Origin of the sequence: Citrobacter sp. Cu231 (genome assembly GCF_030332265.1) — a bacterium.
In the GTDB taxonomy this organism is placed as follows: Bacteria; Pseudomonadota; Gammaproteobacteria; order Enterobacterales; family Enterobacteriaceae; genus Citrobacter; species Citrobacter meridianamericanus.
This window is the reverse complement of the sequence record NZ_JAOWIE010000043.1, coordinates 78,749-98,340: the sequence shown is the minus strand read 5'-3', so window position 1 is coordinate 98,340 and position 19,592 is coordinate 78,749. Positions and strand designations below refer to the sequence as shown.

At 52.1% G+C, this 19,592-nt stretch carries 16 protein-coding genes and 1 pseudogene; 9 read left to right on the top strand and 8 right to left on the bottom strand.

The features are described from left to right. Nucleotides 1-19: 19 nt before the first annotated feature. The 4 genes from OGY15_RS17080 to OGY15_RS17065 all read right to left on the bottom strand — a co-directional run bounded on the left by OGY15_RS17080 (nucleotide 20) and on the right by OGY15_RS17065 (nucleotide 4,608). On the bottom strand, nucleotides 20-1,051 hold the full coding sequence (locus OGY15_RS17080) for an ABC transporter substrate-binding protein (protein WP_003021397.1): 1,032 nt from the start codon (nucleotides 1,049-1,051) through the stop codon (nucleotides 20-22). Next, nucleotides 1,048-2,352 (bottom strand): MFS transporter family glucose-6-phosphate receptor UhpC, encoded by a 1,305-nt coding sequence (uhpC, locus tag OGY15_RS17075; RefSeq protein ID WP_151224833.1) that lies wholly within the window; start codon nucleotides 2,350-2,352, stop codon nucleotides 1,048-1,050. The genes OGY15_RS17080 and uhpC overlap by 4 nt, the downstream gene beginning before the upstream one ends. A gap of 85 nt (nucleotides 2,353-2,437) precedes the next feature. Further along, entirely contained in the window at nucleotides 2,438-3,979 is a 1,542-nt protein-coding gene (locus tag OGY15_RS17070) for an MASE1 domain-containing sensor histidine kinase (protein WP_151224834.1), read from the bottom strand. Further along, a complete protein-coding gene (locus tag OGY15_RS17065; RefSeq protein WP_151218773.1) occupies nucleotides 3,979-4,608 on the bottom strand; it encodes a response regulator transcription factor in 630 nt (209 codons plus the stop codon). The genes OGY15_RS17070 and OGY15_RS17065 overlap by 1 nt, the downstream gene beginning before the upstream one ends. A gap of 419 nt (nucleotides 4,609-5,027) precedes the next feature. Here OGY15_RS17065 and tauA point away from each other — a divergent pair, with 419 nt between their 5' ends. From tauA to tauD, 4 genes are read left to right on the top strand one after another with little or no spacing between them, the layout of a single operon-like run. Beyond that, on the top strand, nucleotides 5,028-5,990 hold the full coding sequence (tauA, locus tag OGY15_RS17060) for a taurine ABC transporter substrate-binding protein (protein ID WP_210904701.1): 963 nt from the start codon (nucleotides 5,028-5,030) through the stop codon (nucleotides 5,988-5,990). Between the two features lie 14 nt (nucleotides 5,991-6,004). Continuing rightward, a complete protein-coding gene (tauB, locus tag OGY15_RS17055) occupies nucleotides 6,005-6,772 on the top strand; it encodes a taurine ABC transporter ATP-binding subunit (RefSeq protein WP_210904702.1) in 768 nt (255 codons plus the stop codon). Next, nucleotides 6,769-7,599 (top strand): taurine ABC transporter permease TauC, encoded by an 831-nt coding sequence (gene tauC, locus OGY15_RS17050; protein ID WP_278238060.1) that lies wholly within the window; start codon nucleotides 6,769-6,771, stop codon nucleotides 7,597-7,599. The genes tauB and tauC overlap by 4 nt, the downstream gene beginning before the upstream one ends. Then, nucleotides 7,596-8,447 carry a taurine dioxygenase gene (gene tauD, locus OGY15_RS17045; RefSeq protein WP_286540258.1) on the top strand — a complete coding sequence of 284 codons (852 nt, stop codon included), beginning with the start codon at nucleotides 7,596-7,598 and terminating at the stop codon, nucleotides 8,445-8,447. Before tauC ends, tauD begins: the two co-directional genes overlap by 4 nt. 58 nt (nucleotides 8,448-8,505) lie before the next feature. Here the strand turns inward: tauD and hemB are convergent, their stop codons facing one another. Beyond that, nucleotides 8,506-9,480 (bottom strand): porphobilinogen synthase, encoded by a 975-nt coding sequence (gene hemB / locus OGY15_RS17040; protein ID WP_042310217.1) that lies wholly within the window; start codon nucleotides 9,478-9,480, stop codon nucleotides 8,506-8,508. 487 nt (nucleotides 9,481-9,967) lie between these two features. Between hemB and ehaB the strand changes: the two genes are divergently transcribed. Both ehaB and iprA read left to right on the top strand, forming a co-directional pair. After that, nucleotides 9,968-12,889 carry an autotransporter adhesin EhaB gene (gene ehaB, locus OGY15_RS17035; protein WP_286540255.1) on the top strand — a complete coding sequence of 974 codons (2,922 nt, stop codon included), beginning with the start codon at nucleotides 9,968-9,970 and terminating at the stop codon, nucleotides 12,887-12,889. An 89-nt stretch (nucleotides 12,890-12,978) separates the two neighbouring features. Next, nucleotides 12,979-13,602, top strand: a complete 624-nt coding sequence (iprA, locus tag OGY15_RS17030) for a hydrogen peroxide resistance inhibitor IprA (RefSeq protein ID WP_151218582.1) — start codon at nucleotides 12,979-12,981, stop codon at nucleotides 13,600-13,602. A gap of 1 nt (nucleotide 13,603) precedes the next feature. Here iprA and ampH read toward each other — a convergent pair whose 3' ends face one another. After that, nucleotides 13,604-14,761 (bottom strand): D-alanyl-D-alanine-carboxypeptidase/endopeptidase AmpH, encoded by a 1,158-nt coding sequence (ampH, locus tag OGY15_RS17025; protein WP_151218583.1) that lies wholly within the window; start codon nucleotides 14,759-14,761, stop codon nucleotides 13,604-13,606. Between the two features lie 383 nt (nucleotides 14,762-15,144). Between ampH and sbmA the strand changes: the two genes are divergently transcribed. Both sbmA and OGY15_RS17015 read left to right on the top strand, forming a co-directional pair. Further along, complete coding sequence (gene sbmA / locus OGY15_RS17020; protein WP_187252938.1) at nucleotides 15,145-16,365, top strand: peptide antibiotic transporter SbmA; 1,221 nt, start codon at nucleotides 15,145-15,147, stop codon at nucleotides 16,363-16,365. Between the two features lie 15 nt (nucleotides 16,366-16,380). After that, nucleotides 16,381-17,484: a DUF1615 domain-containing protein gene (locus OGY15_RS17015; protein WP_151218584.1), complete on the top strand. Its 1,104-nt coding sequence runs from the start codon at nucleotides 16,381-16,383 to the stop codon at nucleotides 17,482-17,484. On the opposite strand, the pseudogene OGY15_RS17010 reads toward OGY15_RS17015, so the two are convergent. After that, nucleotides 17,469-17,800, bottom strand: a pseudogene (locus tag OGY15_RS17010) (DUF2755 family protein). The gene OGY15_RS17015 and the pseudogene OGY15_RS17010 overlap by 16 nt on opposite strands. A 263-nt stretch (nucleotides 17,801-18,063) precedes the next feature. Here OGY15_RS17010 and OGY15_RS17005 point away from each other — a divergent pair. Then, complete coding sequence (locus tag OGY15_RS17005; RefSeq protein WP_286540253.1) at nucleotides 18,064-18,285, top strand: DUF2754 domain-containing protein; 222 nt, start codon at nucleotides 18,064-18,066, stop codon at nucleotides 18,283-18,285. Between the two features lie 21 nt (nucleotides 18,286-18,306). On the opposite strand, the gene ddlA is transcribed toward OGY15_RS17005, so the two are convergent. Beyond that, nucleotides 18,307-19,401 carry a D-alanine--D-alanine ligase gene (gene ddlA / locus OGY15_RS17000; protein WP_286540251.1) on the bottom strand — a complete coding sequence of 365 codons (1,095 nt, stop codon included), beginning with the start codon at nucleotides 19,399-19,401 and terminating at the stop codon, nucleotides 18,307-18,309. Nucleotides 19,402-19,592 lie beyond the last annotated feature (191 nt).

The window sequence follows — 19,592 nt, the reverse complement described above, 5'->3', positions numbered from 1 at the left end:
AATGATCGCCGATGTAGGTTTATTTACCCATCTTCACTTCGCTGACCCACTTATTGATCAACGCTTTACGGACATCGGTTGAGCCGTACTTATCCATGTCGTAATTGATAAGCTTCAGGTCGTCGAGTTTCAGCGAGTTAGGAGACGTCTCGGCGGTGGTGTTGGTCAGGATCTGATAGGACTTGCCTTTCTTCCACGCCAGTTCCTGAGCATCTTTTGACAGTACCCAGTCAACGAAAAGTTTGGCGTTATCGAGGTTGCGCGCGCCTTTCAGAATGCTGACGCCGCCGATCTCATAGCCAGTACCTTCGCACGGTGAAATTAGCTCCAGCGGTGCGCCCTGTTCTTTTTCCAGCGAGTAGTCGTGCAGGAAGCCAATACCAATCGCTGTTTCGCCACGTGCGGCGTTACGCGCTGGGGCAATGCCTGATTTAGTGTATTGAGAGACGTTGGCGTTGAGCTGTTTCAGGTAGTCAAAGGCCTGATCTTCACCCCACAGTTGGGCAAAAGTCGCCAGCGCGGTGTAGGCGGTACCGGAGCTTTGTGGGTCAGCAATCTGGATTTCGCCTTTGTATTCCGGTTTGGTCAGATCTTTCCAGCATTTTGGCACCGGCAGATTTTTCTCTTTCAGGCGCTGGGTATTGACGCCAAAACCCAGAATACCGACGTAAACCGCAGAGGACAGGTTGCCTTTCACCTTCGCGGGATCGCGGAATTTCTCCATGATCTGTTCGAGATTGGGGGATTTATAGGGCTGCAGCAGACCCATTTCACCGGCCTGGGACTGCGGATCCAGCGTCCCGCCGTACCAGACATCCGCCTGCGGGTTTTTCTTCTCGGCATCCACTTTTGCCAGCGTACTGCCCGAGCCGTTGCGAATGAATGAGGTTTTCACGTCATATTTTTCACCGAAGGCCTTGGTTTCGGTTTCGCACATCTCGTTAGTGGCGCTGCAATACACCACCAGACGGCCCTGCGCCTGAGCGGCATTGCTGAAGGCCGCCAGCGTCAGAGCGGAAGCAATCAGGGTAGAGGTAAGCGTCAGTTTCATTGTTTTATCCTTTGACTGAGAGAAGGGGTAATACCCGCAATGAGCAGCGGCATTAGCAATAAACCCATAAAGACAGCAGCGACCGAGAGCAAACTGAACATTCCCGACCAGCCGTAGTGTTCTATGACCAGCGACAGCGGCCAACCCGCAAGCGCGGCCCCCAGATAGGCGAACAGTCCGAGAAAACCGGTGATTGAACCTGCCGCCGCCTTGTGTCCGCACTCCACCGCCGCGAGGCCAATCAACATCTGTGGGCCAAACACAAAAAAGCCCACCGTAAAGAAACACATTGCCAGTAGTGCGTAGTGGTGTACCGGTGCCAGCCACAGCGCGGCGACAGAGACCATCAGCCCCAACGTGAACAACAAAATCATCGGCGCACGCTGACCGCTGAACAGCAGATCTGATCCCCATCCGGCAAACAGCGCGCCGAACAAGCCGCCGACCTCAAACAGCATCACCGTGGCATTGGCGCTGAGCAGATTCACGCCGTGGCTTTCTGTCAGCCAGAGATTGCCCCAGTCATTAAGCGCAATACGGATCAAATAGACCAGCACATACGACACGCCGAGCAGCCAGATCATCGGGTTCTTCAGCATGGTGGTGCGCAACATTTGCCACAGTCCCATCGGCGGGCTTTGCTGTTCCTGGCGCAGTTCCAGCGGGTCGTGTCGCCATTCTCCAACCGTTGGTAATCCCTCTTCCCGGGGCGTGCCTTTCAGTTGCAGGGTGAGCCAAATGCCTAACGCCATGCTGATAATCCCCGGTGCCAGCATCGCCGCCTGCCAGCCCCACCAGTGGGCGGCAAAGGCGCTTATCAGCGGGATAATTGCCCCACCCATGTTGATCGACATATTCCAGCAGCCCCACCAGAATCCGCGTTCGTTGCGCGAGTACCAGTGAGTCAGCAGTCGGGCGCAGGGAGGCCAGCCCCAACCCTGGAAAAAACCGTTTAGTGTCCACACCACCAGCAGCAGCGTTAGCGATTCACCAAAGGCGAACAGCACATTCAAAACGCCGGTGGCGAAAAGGCCGATGCCCATAAATGCGCGCTGTCCGTGGCTGTCGTGCCACAGTCCGGCGGTAAATTTCGACAGGCCATAGGTCAGGTAAAACAGCGACCCCAACAGGCCGATATCGCTTTTATCCAGACCGAGGTCCGTTTGCAGCGCCGGGAGAACGTAGTTGACGCTTTTGCGTGTCAGATAAAACGCGGCGTAACCAATTACCATACACATCAGCAGCCGAGGGCGTAGCGCCCGGTATTGTTGGTCTGTTTCGCTGGCTGAGCGTGCGTGCATGGCTGTCTCCGTTTGTGCTGACTATAGGAAAGTGAAAGCAAAAGAGGATGAGAGAAAGTCCAGAGTGGCTAAGACTTTTTCCTGGTTAGCGGCTGATTTGTTGCAAATTTGTGGGCAGGTTAACAATTACCCGTGTGCCACCGTTCGATTCGAGCGTCAGTTCGCCGCCAAGAGCGCTGACCCGCTCACGCATCCCCTGAATACCGAAACCGGGAATTTTTTCCGGCAGAATGCCCACGCCGTTGTCAGCGACTTCCAGAAACAAGCGCTGTTCCTGCTGACGCAGCGTAATCGATACTTCGCTGGCGTCGGCATGTTTACAGACGTTGTTGAGTAACTCCTGCAGCAGCCGATACAGTGTGAAGCGCACCGTTTCATTTTCTGGCGTATTTTCAAGCTGATAGTCAAACCAACAGCGAATGCCTCGTTCGGCAAAGGCAAATTCATTCACCAGGTGATGCAGGGCATCTTTAAAGGCCAGTTCATCGAGCGCGGGCGGGCGCAGTTGGCGCAGCAGCTGGCGGGTGGAGTGGTGAATACGCCGGGCAAGGTCGTTGATCTGATTTGCCGCCACAAGCGTTTGCTCGCGTCCCGGCGCGCGTTTGACCAGCTGCGACTGAATTTGAATGGCGGTGATATTCTGACCAATTTCGTCATGCAGTTCCCGCGCCAGGCTTTTGCGCGTATTTTCTTCGGTGCGGATCAGTTGCTCGGTCAGCTCGCGGCGTGCCGCCAGTTCGGCTTCCAGACGCTGGCGATAATGGTGCAGGTTTTGTGCAAGATGTTGCTGGCGGCTGATAGCGATCCCAAGCCCGATGCCCAGCAGCGCCTGGGTGGCGAGGAAAATCTCCAGCTCCAGTAAATTACTGAACCCGACGCCGATTTGCCGGGCGATAGTGATCATCATACTGCCGAGCAATCCGGACAACACGCCGCCCTGCCAGCCGAATTTCCATGCCATCACCACGTTCGGTAGGAACACCACGATCAGCAGCAGACGCTCAATCTCTGGTGACAGCACCATCTGGGTGCCAATGCCAATAATAAAAAACAGACTGCACCAGATGATAAGTGAGGTGCGCAGCGGGGGATTGGTGGTATCCAACCCGAGCAGATGATAGCGGTGCTGCTGGCGCAGAAATTCATAGATCAGATAGACAAACGGCGTCAGCAGCACGCCACCGGTAAATGACGCCAGGCCAATTAACGTTGCCGGGCTTTGGATAAATGGTGAAAGCAGGGCGGTATTGAGCAATGAGGTAAGCGTCACCGCAGCCAGCAGTAGCGTTAAGCGCTGCCAGTAAAGGGGGAAGCGGTGCCAGTATGACTGGCCGATGCTTGCCGGAATAAGGCTAATAAACGGCGCAGCCAGCAGGATATAGCCGCTCAATAATTGCTCGCTGTGCAGCCAGAACAACATCAGCACCGGCGGCAATATCAGCGCGGGCCAGTAACGGCGAGAAAGCAGGATGAGCAGCGCGAGATAGACGCCGTGCGGCAGGAATAGCGCCGCCTGCTGGCCGTTGTGGGTCAGGTAAAAACCCAGCGTCCACAGCATCAGCCAGCCCGATCCCCAGGCCAGCAGAATAAACAGAGAAATAACCCAATGACGAAGGTTACGCGACATTAATGCCCCGTCAGCAACTGGTGGTCGAGGGCAAAATGCACCAGATCGATGGTGCTGTGGCATTGCAGTTTGCCCAGCACGTTCGCGCGATGAACATGCACCGTTTTATGGCTGAGATCGAGCTTGAAGGCTATCTCTTTCACGCTGTCGCCTTTGACCAGCAGATCAAACACTTCGCGCTCGCGGGGGGTAAGTACCTCCAGGACCCGTGCGGGTTGTTCGCCGCCGCGTAGCGCCCGCAGCGCGTCGGCGCACAGGTAATGCCCGCCCATACCGACTGAACGTACCGCCTGCACCAGTTCCTCTGGTCCGCAGCGTTTGGTCAGATAACCGCTGGCGCCGGCATCCAGCGCGCTTTGCACAAATGTGGGAGAGTCATAAATGCTGAGAATAATGGCGCGAAAACCGGGCTTTTGTGCTCGCAGTCGTTTTAACAGGCTCAGACCATTTTCATCCGGCATGGCGATATCCATCACCGCAACGTTTACGTCATCATGCAGTAACGCAGGCCACGCCTGAGCTGCGCTGCTGTACTGACCGGTAACGTTGAGATCGTCTTCGAGACTGAGTAATTGCGCAAAGCCGGAACGCACCACCACATGGTCATCCACCAGCACAACATGAATCATGATATTGCTCTCTTGCCTGATAATGCAGTCTATGATGCCTGCCAGCGCCGCGCTGGCAATCATCCAGGTGCAGTTATGTAACGAATGTAACAAAATCGCAATACAAGGCATCCTTCAAGCTGCCTCATTGTTGGCTGCGGATTACTCGGCCCATCCCTGGGCCTCGCCCCTTATGGGGCCGCTGCAAACAGCGTTCAAATCTGCTCCCGGCAGATTTGTCAGAAACCCCAGTCACATAGTTATCTATGCTCCTGGGGGGCTTCCGTTACCGCCTCAACGTATCTTGAATGATTTTGTGTATAAGCATTGCCGCTTTTTTTCTAAAAACGCTTTGTTCTTAGCCAGAATTTTTAATTCCTTTATCAAATTGTGCCGCAACGAAATACTGCCCCCATAACAAGACAGGGGAACAGAAAATCATGGCTATTTCATCGCGTAACGCATTTCTCGGCGTACTGGCATTCATCGCATTTCAGGCACAGGCGGTGAACGTCACCGTCGCTTATCAGACCTCCGCCGAACCCGCCAAAGTGGCGCAGGCGGATAACACTTTTGCGAAGGAGAGCGGCGCGACTGTTGACTGGCGCAAATTTGACAGCGGCGCGAGCATCGTCCGGGCGCTGGCCTCCGGCGACGTGCAGATCGGTAATCTTGGCTCCAGTCCGCTGGCGGTAGCAGCCAGTCAGCAGGTGCCGATTGAGGTTTTCCTGCTGGCATCAAAACTTGGCAATTCTGAAGCGCTGGTGGTGAAGAAAAATATCAGTAAACCGCAAGACTTGATAGGTAAACGCATTGCCGTGCCGTTTATCTCTACTACTCATTACAGCCTGTTGGCAGCGTTAAAACACTGGGGCATCAAGCCCGGTCAGGTTGAGATTGTGAACCTGCAGCCACCGGCAATTATTGCCGCCTGGCAGCGTGGGGACATTGATGGCGCGTACGTCTGGGCGCCTGCGGTCAATGCGTTGGAAAAAGATGGCAGGGTGTTAACCGACTCATCGCAGGTTGGCGAGTGGGGCGCGCCGACGCTGGACGTATGGGTGGTGCGCAAAGATTTTGCCGAGAAATACCCAGAGGTAGTTAAAGCCTTTGCCAAAAGCGCTATCGACGCGCAGCAACCTTATATCGCCAATCCTGATGAGTGGCTAAAGCAGTCAGAAAATATCAGTAAATTGTCGCGTTTAAGCGGTGTGCCGGAGGCGGATGTACCGGGGCTGGTGAAAGGTAACGCTTACCTGACGCCGCAACAGCAGACTGCCGAACTAAATGGAGCGGTGAATAAAGCGATTATCGACACCGCGCAGTTCCTTAAAGAGCAGGGCAAAGTCCCCGCCGTGGCGACAGATTACAGCCAGTACGTGACCGATCGCTTCGTGCAATAAATAAGGAGGCACTGATGCTGAAAATCTCACATCTTGCCGCCAGCTACGGTGGAAAACCGGCGCTGGAGGATATCAACCTGACGCTTGATAGCGGCGAACTTCTGGTAGTACTCGGACCTTCCGGCTGCGGGAAAACCACGTTGTTAAATCTGATTGCCGGGTTTGCGCCGTATCAGCACGGTAGCATTACGTTGGCGGGCAAGAAAGTTGACGGTCCCGGCGCAGATCGCGGAGTCGTGTTCCAGAACGAAGGCCTGCTGCCCTGGCGCAACGTGCAGGACAACGTGGCTTTTGGTCTGCAGCTAGCGGGGGTGGATAAACCACAGCGTCAGCGTATTGCCCTGGAGATGTTGCAGAAAGTCGGGCTGGAGGACGCGGGCAAACGTTTTATCTGGCAGCTTTCCGGTGGACAGCGGCAGCGCGTCGGTATTGCCCGGGCGCTGGCAGCCAACCCGCAGCTGTTGCTGCTGGATGAACCCTTTGGCGCGCTCGACGCTTTTACTCGCGAGCAGATGCAAACTCTGCTGCTGAAGCTGTGGCATGAGACGGGCAAACAGGTGCTGTTGATTACCCACGATATTGAAGAAGCCGTGTTTATGGCAACGGAGCTGGTATTGCTATCGCCAGGCCCTGGCCGGGTACTGGAGCGTCTGCCGCTGAATTTCGCCCGTCGCTTTGTGGCTGGAGAGTCGAGTCGCAGCATTAAGTCCGATCCGCAGTTTATCGCCATGCGCGAGTACGTGTTAGGTCGAGTCTTTGAACAACGGGAGGCATTTTCATGAGCGTGGTCATTAATGATAAACCCCGTCGCCAGCGCGCGCTCAACTGGCGCTGGCCGTTCTCGCGGCAGATTACCTTAAGCCTTGGTACGTTGGCCGTCATTTTGGTGTTGTGGTGGACTGTGGCGGCGCTGCAGTTAATCAGCCCGCTGTTTTTGCCGCCACCAGGGCAGGTTTTGCAAAAGCTGATCGTTATTGCCGGTCCGCAGGGATTTATGGATGCCACGCTGTGGCAGCATCTGGCGGCGAGTCTGACACGTATTGTTATCTCGCTGCTGGCGGCGGTGCTGCTGGGCGTTCCGGTTGGAATCGCTATGGGACTGAGTCCGACGATGCGCGGCATTCTCGATCCGATCATTGAGCTGTATCGTCCGGTTCCGCCCCTGGCCTATCTACCGCTGATGGTCATTTGGTTTGGCATCGGTGAAACCTCGAAGATCCTGCTGATCTATCTGGCGATTTTCGCCCCTGTAGCAATGTCTGCGCTGGCGGGGGTCAAAAGCGCGCAGCAGGTGAGAGTACGTGCTGCTCAATCGCTGGGAGCCAGCCGTGCGCAGGTGCTGTGGTTTGTTATTTTGCCGGGGGCATTGCCGGACATACTCACCGGGTTACGGATCGGGCTTGGCGTGGGCTGGTCGACGCTGGTGGCCGCAGAGCTGATTGCCGCCACGCGAGGTTTAGGATTTATGGTGCAGTCAGCCGGTGAGTTTCTGGCAACGGATGTGGTGCTGGCGGGGATCGCGGTGATTGCCGTTATCGCGTTTATTTTAGAACTGGGTCTGCGTGCGCTTCAGCGCCGTCTGACGCCCTGGCATGGAGAAGTACAATGAGTGAACGTCTGATCATTACCCCGCTGGGGCCGTATATTGGCGCACAAATTACCGGTGCGGATTTGGCGCGCCCGCTGAGTGATAACCAGTTCGAGCAGCTTTATCACGCAGTACTGCGTCACCAGGTGGTGTTTCTGCGTGAGCAGGTGATTACGCCGCAACAGCAGCGTACGCTGGCGCTGCGTTTCGGCGATCTGCATATTCATCCGGTCTATCCGCATGCCGAAGGGGTAGAAGAGATTATCGTGCTGGATACACATAATGATAATCCCCCGGATAACGACAACTGGCACACCGATGTAACCTTTATTGACACGCCGCCTGCCGGGGCGATTTTAGCGGCGAAAGAGCTGCCATCAACCGGGGGCGATACCCTGTGGACCAGCGGAATTGCTGCGTTTGAGGCGCTTTCAGAGCCTTTGCGTCAGTTGCTGAGCGGTCTGCGGGCAGAGCATGATTTCCGTAAATCATTCCCGGAATATAAATACCGCAAAACGGAGGAGGAGCATCATCGCTGGCTGGAGGCGGTAGTGAAGCATCCGCCTCTGTTGCATCCGGTGGTGCGCACACATCCGGTAAGCGGAAAACAGGCGCTGTTTGTGAATGAGGGATTTACGACGCGAATTGTCGATGTGATGGAAAAAGAGAGCGAGACGTTACTGGGATTTCTGTTCGCGCATATCAATAAACCGGAGTTCCAGGTGCGCTGGCGCTGGCAGCCTAACGATGTCGCGATTTGGGATAATCGCGTGACACAGCATTATGCGAATGCGGATTATCTACCGCAGCGGCGCGTTATGCATCGGGCAACGATTCTGGGAGATAAGCCTTACTTCCGTGCAGGCTAACAGTCCGGTGGTGCTTTTTCATCGGGCCTGAAAAAGCAGGCCCGATAAGGCGACGTTATTAACGCAGGATTTTTTTCTCAGCCAGATCCAGTGCGAAGTAGCTGAAGATCAGATCCGCGCCAGCGCGTTTGATCGACCCTAAGCTTTCCAGCACCACTTTCTCTTCATCAATAGCGCCCGCCATTGCTGCGAATTTAATCATCGCATACTCGCCGCTGACCTGATAAGCGCCAATCGGCAACTCGGTGCGCTCGCGAATATCGCGCAGAATATCGAGGTATGCGCCAGCCGGTTTTACCATCAGGCAGTCTGCGCCCTGGGCTTCATCCAGCAGTGATTCACGGATCGCCTCGCGGCGGTTCATCGGGTTCATCTGATAGGTTTTACGATCGCCCTTCAGAGCGGTGCCTGCAGCTTCACGGAACGGGCCGTAGAAAGAAGAGGCAAACTTAGTGGAGTAGGACATGATCGCGGTATCGGTGAAGCCCGCAGCATCCAGCGCCTGGCGAATCGCCTGCACCTGACCGTCCATAGCGGCGGAAGGCGCAATGAAGTCCGCACCCGCTGCTGCGGCAACGACCGCTTGTTTGCCGAGGTTAGCAAGGGTTAAATCGTTATCAACGCCGTGATCGCATAACACACCACAGTGGCCATGCGAGGTGTATTCACAGAAACAGGTGTCGGACATGACAATCATTTCCGGCACGGTCTGTTTACAGATACGCGACATGCGCGCCACCAGACCGTCTTCTTTCCAGGCATCGCTGCCGGTGTCATCCGTATGGTGGGAAATGCCGAAAGTCATGACCGAACGGATGCCCGCATTGGCAATGCGTTCAATTTCGCGCGCCAGATGCTTCTCTGGAATACGCATCACGCCAGGCATGGCGTCAATAGCTTTGTAATCGTCGAGTTCTTCTTCAACAAAGATCGGCAACACCAGGTCATTTAAGCTGAGTGTTGTCTCTTCAAACATAGCGCGCAGCGCAGGAGATTTGCGCAGGCGGCGAGGGCGTTGGATTAGGTCTGTCATAGTATGCCTGATGTTTGTGGAATCGAAGATCGCAGTATACCCGAACCTGAAGGCGAGGGGGTTACGAAAGTTGGCGTTATATCTGGATTTCCCTTGATGGAAGGTTGAGTCATTAGAGCCATTTATTCATATTCATTATGTTGTTTATTATTATTTATTATTTTAAATATCTATATGTTTGCTTTTATATCCCGATGCATAAGATGCGTCTATTTATTAGTTATTTGTTTGTATGCATCGTAATTCATTGGTAAATAATATGTTTTGAACGACTGGTTGTCCGTAATTAATTGAAGGTAATGATTTTTTTGTTTCTTAAATAAAGAAGTTGGCATTCGTGGTGTTGTCCGTTTTCGGACAACGGGCAAAGAATAATTGAACCTTTCCTCCATGACGCCGCATAATCGTTCCTGCGAAACATAAAATGTTTTCTATGCATTGATAATTGATGGATCAACTATATTACGTCCCTGAGGAGGGATGACAAATGCACACTTGGAAAAAGAAACTTGTAGTCTCACAATTAGCATTAGCCTGCACTTTGGCAATCACTTCTCAGGCGAATGCTTCCACTGATATCTCTGGCACTCCTTATACTACTTTCACGCATTATAACGACGCATCTTATACTGATGGCGTTTACTATGATGGATATGTCGGTTGGAATAATTACGACACTGATAGTATTTATAACGGTGATATTTATCCGGTAATCAATAACGCTACTGTCAACGGCGTTATTTCGACTTATTACCTGGATGATGGAGTTTATGCTGACAGCAATAACAATAGCCTGACGATTAAAAATAGTACTATTCACGGCATGGTGACATCCGAGTGTATGACCACGGATTGTGCTAACCGTACGGGCACCGACTATTACTACGATCGTCTGGCGATGAACGTCATTAATTCAACTATCGATGACAACTACGAACATTATACCTACAACGGTACGTATAATGACGCCGCTGATACGCATGTTGTCGATGTTTATAATCTGGGCACGGCTATTACTCTGGATCAGGAAGTTGATCTGTCTATCTCCAATAACTCTCACGTTGCGGGTATTACGCTGACTCAGGGTTACGAGTGGGAAGATATTGACGATAATACCGTTAGTACTGGTGTAAACAGCAGCGAAGTATTTAATAATAATATTGCTGTCAGTGATTCTACTGTGACCTCAGGTTCATGGTCTGATGAAGGCACTTCTGGCTGGTTTGGTAATACCAGCAATGCAAGCGATTACAGCGGTTCTTATACTGCTGATGATGTTGCATTGGCTGTTATTGCGCATCCAGATGCCGACAACGCGATGCAGACTACTGCCACCTTTAACAATTCCACGCTGATGGGCGACGTGGTGTTCTCCAGCAACTTCGATGAGAACTTCTTCCCGAACGGCGCTGATACTTACCGTGATACTGATGCCGATCTGGATACCAATGGTTGGGACGGTACTGACCGTCTGGATCTGACCCTGAACAACGGCAGCAAGTGGGTTGGCGCAGCGATGTCCGTACATCAGGTTGATGTTGATGGCGATGGTGTTTACGACAGCTATACTGCGGGTACAGAAGCTACCGCTACGCTGATTGATATTGCAGCCAATAGCCTGTGGCCTGATTCAACCTACGGTATTGACAGCGATACGAGTTCTTATAATGAAAATGGTCATGTGGTTGGCAACGCCGTCTACCAGAGCGGTCTGTTCAACGTCACGCTGAACGGCGCTTCACAGTGGGATACCACCAAAACTTCTCTGATTGATACCCTGAGCATCAACAGTGGTTCCGTCGTGAATGTAGGCGATTCTGATCTGATTTCTGACTCTATCGCGCTGACCGGTGCTTCTGCCCTGAACATCAACGAGGATGGTCATGTTGCGACCGATACCCTGTCTATTGACAACAGTACCGTCACAATTGCGGATGATGTTGCTGCTGGCTGGGGCGTAGGTGATGCTGCGCTGTATGCAAATACTATCAACGTAACCAACAATGGTGTTCTGGATGTGGGTAACAGCACAGGTGATGCACTGCAGGTTGATACGCTGAATCTGACCAGCTACACCGACGCTTACAACCATGTTAATGCGGGTGTTTTCGACATCAACAGTACCAACTATGTGTTGAATGCCGACCTGACCAACGACCGTACTAACGACAAAACTCAGGCTAACTATGGTTACGGCGTGATCGCAATGAACTCTGATGGTCACTTGACTATCAATGGTAACGGCGATTCCGACACCTCCTACGATCAGTCTGAAGTTGATAACTATGGTGACCACGTTGCAGCTGCAACTGGTAACTATAAAGTACGTATCGATAACGCGACCGGTACTGGTTCTATTGCTGATTACAAAGGCAAAGAACTGGTTTATGTTAACGACACCAACAGCACTGCGACCTTCTCTGCAGCTAACAAAGCGGATCTGGGTGCTTACACCTATCAGGCGCAGCAGCAGGGTAACACCGTTGTTCTGCAGCAGATGGAGCTGACCGACTACGCGAACATGGCGCTGAGCATTCCGTCTGCTAACACCAATATCTGGAACCTGGAACAAGACACCGTTGGAACTCGTCTGACTAACGCTCGTCATGGTCTGGCAGATAACGGTGGTGCATGGGTAAGCTACTTCGGCGGCAGCTTCGACGCGGATAACGGCAGTATTAGCTACGATCAGGATGTCAGCGGCATCATGGTCGGTGTTGATTCCAAAATCGATGGCAACAACGCTAAGTGGATTGTCGGTGCTGCGGCAGGCTTTGCGAAAGGTGATATGAGCGACCGTACTGGTCAGGTGGATCAAGACAGCCAGACGGCCTACATCTACTCTTCTGCTCGCTTTGACAACAACATCTTTGTTGACGGTAACTTAAGCTACTCCCACTTCAACAACGATCTGTCTGCTAACATGAGCAACGGTCAGTATGTTGATGGCAGCACCTCTGCTGATGCCTGGGGCTTTGGCCTGAAACTGGGTTACGACCTGAAACTGGGTGATGCCGGTTACGTGACGCCTTACGGTAGTGTATCCGGTCTGTTCCAGTCTGGTGATGACTATAAGCTGAGCAACGACATGAAAGTTGACGGTCAGTCTTATGACAGCATGCGTTATGAACTGGGTGTAGATGCAGGTTATACCTTCGCCTACAGCGAAGATCAGGCGCTGACCCCGTACTTCAAACTGGCCTATGTTTACGATGACTCTAACAACGATTCTAACGTAAACGGAGACTCTATCGACAATGGCGTAGAAGGTTCTGCGGTACGTGTTGGACTGGGTACTCAGTTCAGCTTCACCAAGAACTTCAGTGCTTACACCGATGCTAACTACCTCGGTGGCGGTGATGTTGATCAAGACTGGGCTGCAAACGTTGGTGTTAAATATACCTGGTAAGAATTTTCTCGCTGAGAAGTATAAGGTAATTTAATTCAGAATAATGCCCGTCACGGATTTGACGGGCATTTGTTGCAAGGAATGCACAAATGTTCTCGACGAATAAACCTCTTTTGGAATTTGGTAAGCTTGATAAATGTTTGTCAAAATACGGACAACATTTCAAATATGATAACGAAAAGCAAATTATATATTCCAGTGATATAAATAGTGACGATACCTTTATTATATTAAGCGGCGTAATTTCCCTGCGACGAGGAGAAAATGTGCTGGTTGGCATCGCGCAGGCTCCGTTTATTATGGGGCTTTCGGATGGCGTGATGAAAACAGATGTACCTTACAGATTAATAACCGAAAGTAATTGTACGGGATATCATCTTCCGGCTTCACAAACGATTAATATAATTGAACAATGCCAGGTTTGGCGCGAAGCCTTCTGCTGGTTAGCGTGGCAAAACTGCATGCTTGAAATGCGCGACTTACAGTTAATTGGCAATAACTCCTACGATCAGATCCGCGCGACGCTGATATCCATGACGAAATGGGACGACGAACTGCGTTCGCGTGTCGGTGTCATGAACTATATTCACCAACGCACGCGAATTTCACGCTCAGTTGTTGCTGAAGTTCTCGCGGCTTTGCGTAAAGGTGGTTACATTGAAATGAATAAAGGCAAACTGGTGAACATTAACCGTTTGCCTTTTGAGTATTAAGTCAGGATGCGGGAATAACCTGCGGTTTGTTTCCGCTCAACTCTGCAACCAGATCGTTGATACCGTCGCTCATATTGGTAAAGCGGGTCAGCGGAGAACGTGTTACCACGACAAACGCCCCAACGTTTTGCTGCGGGATCATCGCCATATAGGTGATGAATCCGCCGCCGCCGCCGGTTTTTTGAATAATTCCCGGTCGGCCATTTTTCGGTGCCATATAGACCCAGCCCAAACCAAGTGCATCGGCCTTGCCCGGAACATCCATCCCTATCACTTTGGTCAACTGTGTACGCTGATAAATCAGCGTCTGCATCCGATCGGCCTGTTGGCTACGATGATAAAAATCAGATGAGAGATACTGCTGCATCCAGCGCATCATATCGCCGGGTGTTGAATAGACGCCGCCGCTGCCCATCGCCGCCAGCGTGTTGTTGCAAGGGCTGGCTCCTTTTTCCGCGACCATCAGGCGTCGACATTGATCGGGGGACGGCGTAAAGGTGGTGTCTTTCATCCCCAGCGGACGGGTGATTTTTTCTTCAAACAGCTGCGGATAAGGCTTACCTGAGGCGGTTCCCAGCGCATCGGCCAGTAGATCAAACGCCAGGTTGGAATAAGAAGCCTGCGAGCCCGGTGCGGCTTTTAGCGTGGCGGTTGAGAGATAGCTCCAGCGCTGTTCGCGGGTTGGCCAGACAAACACGGGGCGCTTTGCTGCGCCGCCTGGCTGTTCGCGCGGCAGCGCACTGGTATGCGTCGCCAAATTCACCAGTCTAATCGGTGTGCCCTGATAAGTCGGCACGCGTGCGCCAGGTGGTGCATATTTACTCAACGGATCGTTGAGTTTAACTGTGCCCTGATCGAGTAATTTTACCAGCATTTCGCTGGTCATTAATTTGGTGATGGAGGCAATACGAATTACGGAATCCAGTTGCGGATGGACGTTGTTACCGGGACGCGTTTCGCCAAAGCTGCGAAATACGCGCTGATTGCCATCAATCACCACGAGTGCCATCCCTGTAGCACCACTGCCGTAAAATATATGGTCGGCATAACGATCGACGATATCAGAGGCGAAGACCGGATCGGTTATAGGCTGTGCCGCCTGGACAGATGTCAATGACGCCGCACACAGCGCGGCAGAAAAAAGCAGACTACGTTTCAACGGTGGTGTCCATGAGTTAGAGAAAGTGAAAAAGGATGTCGTGCGTATGCGTATTTATACTACTCATCAGCGTATTGCAAAGCGCTTATCAGCCAATGATAGTGTGAAAAACGTAACGATGAGTAAACGCGAGCGTTTTCGGGATTATGCATATTCGCTTTTGTGATCTCACGCTGTGATAATCAGCACAGATTGGAACGTTGTCGAGTGTGAAAACCACAGAAACAATTCTTCATAACTGGGGGGCGAACTAAGTGCCCCGGTTTTGGTCACAATGTGGGTTTCAGCTTGTGTTTTTGGGCGTAAGCCATCTGGCCACGTACTTTCAGAGTGGCAAATGCACAGCAGTCGTCATAACGATAAGAAGTTAGCAGGAGAGCACTATGTTTAAGTCTTTTTTCCCAAAGCCGGGAGCGTTCTTTATTTCGGCATTTATTTGGGCACTGGTCGCTGTTGTATTCTGGCAAGCAGGTGGGGGAGCCTGGGTTGCACGCTTTACCGGCGCGTCGGGAGATGTACCGATTAGCGCGGCTCGATTCTGGTCGTTGGATTACCTGATTTTTTATGCGTATTACATTCTTTGCGTTGGGGTGTTCGCGCTGTTTTGGTTTATCTACAGCCCGCACCGCTGGCAGTACTGGTCGATACTCGGCACATCGCTGATTATTTTCGTGACCTGGTTTCTGGTTGAAGTTGGCGTCGCCGTCAACGCCTGGTATGCGCCATTCTATGATCTGATTCAAACCGCACTCAGCGCGCCGCACAAGGTGAAGATTGAGCAATTCTATCATGAAGTGGGCATCTTTCTCGGCATTGCACTGATTGCCGTAATTATTGGCGTGATGAACAACTTTTTTGTCAGTCACTATGTCTTCCGCTGGCGGACCGCAATGAATGAACACTATATGGCGCACTGGCAGCATCTGCGTCATATCGAAGGCGCTGCGCAGCGTGTGCAGGAAGACACTATGCGTTTTGCCTCCACGCTGGAAAATATGGGAGTCAGCTTTATCAACGCGATTATGACGCTGATCGCCTTTTTGCCCGTGCTGGTCACACTCTCTGCCCATGTTCCTGACCTGCCAATTATTGGGCATGTGCCTTATGGCCTGGTGATTGCCGCGATTGTCTGGTCCCTGATGGGAACTGGCTTACTGGCGGTAGTCGGGATTAAACTTCCTGGGCTGGAGTTTAAAAACCAGCGCGTGGAGGCGGCCTACCGTAAAGAACTGGTATACGGTGAAGATGACGCCAATCGTGCGACACCGCCAACGGTGCGTGAACTGTTTCACGCGGTACGCCAGAACTACTTCCGCCTCTATTTTCACTATATGTACTTCAATATCGCCCGTATTCTGTACCTGCAGGTTGATAACGTTTTCGGTTTGTTCCTGCTGTTTCCGTCGATTGTTGCCGGTACGATTACGCTTGGTTTGATGACGCAAATTACAAACGTGTTTGGTCAGGTGCGCGGCTCGTTCCAGTATTTGATTAACTCCTGGACAACGTTAGTTGAACTGATGTCTATATATAAGCGTCTGCGCAGCTTTGAACGTGAGCTTGATGATCAGGATATTCAGGAAGTTACCCATACCCTTGGTTAATAATGAGGAGATGTTATGTCGACGGTTTCCCGTCTTTACCCCTTGTCCGGTTTGGCCGCTCTGGTGCTGGTGGGATGTAGTAGCCAACCCGCGCAGCCGTTAAAAAAGGGGGAGAAAGCCGTCGATGTAGCGAGCGTGGTGCGCCAGAAAATGCCCGCCAGCGTGAAAGACAGGGACGCGTGGGCACAGGACCTGGCGAAGACGTTTGAAAGCCAGAAGCTGGCGCCGACGGTTGAAAATATCTGTTCGGTGCTGGCGGTGGCTCAGCAGGAGTCTAACTATCAGGCGGACCCTGCTGTTCCAGGACTGAATAAAATCGCCTGGAAAGAGATCGACCGCCGAGCCGAGCGGATGCACATTCCGCTGTTTGTGGTGCATACCGCGCTGAAGATTAACTCGCCAACGGGGAAAAGCTACAGCGAGCGTCTGGATTCGGTGAAGACGGAAAAACAGCTGAGTGCCATCTTTGATGATTTTATTAATATGGTACCGATGGGGCAGACGCTGTTTGGTTCGCTTAATCCGGTGCATACCGGCGGTCCGATGCAGGTCAGTATCGCCTTTGCCGAGCAACATGCTGGCGGTTATCCGTGGAAAATGGCGGGAACCGTGCGTCAGGAAGTGTTCAGCCGTCGCGGCGGGCTGTGGTTTGGTACATATCATCTGCTTAACTACCCGGCGAATTACAGTGCGCCCATCTTCCGCTTCGCCGATTTTAATGCCGGGTGGTATGCCAGCCGCAATGCGGCTTTCCAGAATGCGGTCAGTAAAGCCAGCGGGGTGAAGCTGGCGATGGATGGGGATTTGATTCTCTACGGTAGCAGCGAACCGGGTAAAACCGAGCTGGCAGTGCGTAAACTGGCCGGGAAACTGGATATGAGCGAGAGTGAGATCCGCCGTCAATTGCAAAAAGGTGACAGCCTGGCGTTTGAAGAGACTGCGTTGTACGAGAAGGTCTATAAGCTGGCGGAAGCGAAGACCGGGAAAGCGCTCCCCCGTGAAATGCTGCCAGGCATTCAACTGGAAAGCCCGAAGATCACGCGAAATCTGACTACCGCGTGGTTTGCGAAACGCGTGGACGATCGTCGGGCGAGATGTATGGGTCAGTCGTCGTTATGATGACGACGGCGCCAGTGCACGAATGCCGCGATAGCACCCAGAATCAGGCTATCAGGCTTCCGGTGATGAAAGGGACCAGCCCAAAAAGGGTACCGACACCCAAACCGATTTCAACTCGCGGTCGCCCTGTCTCTTGCATTTGTAACTGCATTAGTTGTTCATAGATGCCGGGAGCGTGGGCCAACAGATTTAAAATCTGCGCGCCCGCCCAAAAGCAAAACAGCACAAATACGGCATACGCAATGTTGCCGGGCAGGGAGGAGGTGTCCCGATGCTTGCCCTTAAAAAGGGATTTTGAGAGCGTAAAATCAGCCATAAAGACCTCCGGAAATAACCTGCTTTTTTGACGTAATGCCTGGAACTCACCGTGAGTCTGACAGGTGATCGGCAATGTCAATATCAGAATGATGGTAATTTCAGGTAGAGATTATTCCTGGATTTCGGTTTTTTGCTTTCCGTCACAATTGAGTAACCTTAAGTGAAATTAAGTTACATTTCAGAATTTCCGTACAGGCCACAGACGTCCATGAGGAAATGTGCGAGGATGCGCTTCCATGTTGTATTTCTACCGGAGCTGTTATGAACCTGCCTGTAAAAATCCGCCGAGACTGGCACTACTATGCCTTCGCAATCGGGCTTATCTTTATTCTGAACGGCGTGGTGGGCTTGCTCGGTTTTGAAGCGCAGGGGTGGCAAACCTATGCGGTGGGGCTGGTTACCTGGGTGATTAGCTTTTGGCTGGCCGGATTAATTATTCGTCGCCGGGTGGAAGATGAAGATGAAGCAAAGGATGCCCAATAGAGATCGGGCATCCTGACGGGTTTACATACTGGTTTTCAGCGCGCTATCTGCCGCATGGCGTTCCAGCGCCAGTTCGATCAGGCGAGTGATCAAATCGGTATAGCCTAAACCGCTCGCCTGCCACAGTTTTGGATACATGCTGATGTTGGTAAAGCCCGGCAGTGTGTTGATCTCGTTGATCACAACCTCGTTCTCTGCGGTTAAGAAAACGTCCACGCGGGCCATGCCGGCACAGCCCAACGTCTGATAAGCCTGAATTGCAATGTCTCGGATCTTATCGTTAATTTCCGGTGCGATTGCTGCCGGAACAACCACTTTGGCACCGTTGTCGTCAATATATTTGGTGTCGTAAGCGTAAAAATCACTGTTCAGCACGATCTCGCCACAGGTACTGGCCTGCGGATGATCGTTACCCAGCACCGCGCATTCGATCTCGCGGCCTTTGATCCCTTGTTCGACGACGACTTTATGATCGAATTCAAATGCCAGTCCGACGGCCTGGTCGTATTGTGCTTCGCTGGTCACTTTACTGACGCCAACGGACGATCCCTGGTTGGCCGGTTTTACAAACAGCGGCAGACCCAGGCGAGACTCAACCTCGGCAAAGCTGATGCTGTTGCGATTGGCGCGAGTCAGCGTAATAAACGGGGCGATGTTTAATCCGGCATCGCGCAGCAGACGTTTGGTCACGTCTTTATCCATACAGGCCGCAGAACCTAATACATCAGATCCGACGAATGGTAGATTCGCCACGCGCAGCATCCCCTGCAAAGAGCCATCTTCACCCAGCGTGCCGTGTACAATTGGGAAAATAACATCGACCGTAGGCAGTGGCTGACCGTTTTGCGCATCGATCAACTGATGTTCTTGTTTACCCGGTACCTGAGCAAGGCTGGTCGCGGAGGGACGCAGCGCAATATGCGCCGGATCGTTTGAATTGAGCAGATAATTACTGGCATCGCTGACGTGCCATTGCCCTTGTTTATCAATACCTAACAGCACAACGTCAAAGCGAGTCTTGTCGATGGCATCGACAATATTTTTTGCCGATTGCAATGACACTTCATGTTCCGCTGATTTACCACCAAATACGATTCCTACCCGCAACTTTGCCATCTTAAAAACCCATTCCATGAATGCAAAGCACATACATTACCACGACAAAACGTAGGTTTCCTCGGCTTCTGGCAGATTGTTTTAGTGGATAACCGGGGAAGTGATGGGCGTAAACGCGCAGATCGACCGTGAAGCATAATTCCCTGTTTAAATTATGGGTTTGGTGTGAGGTGTATCACAAATATGATGAG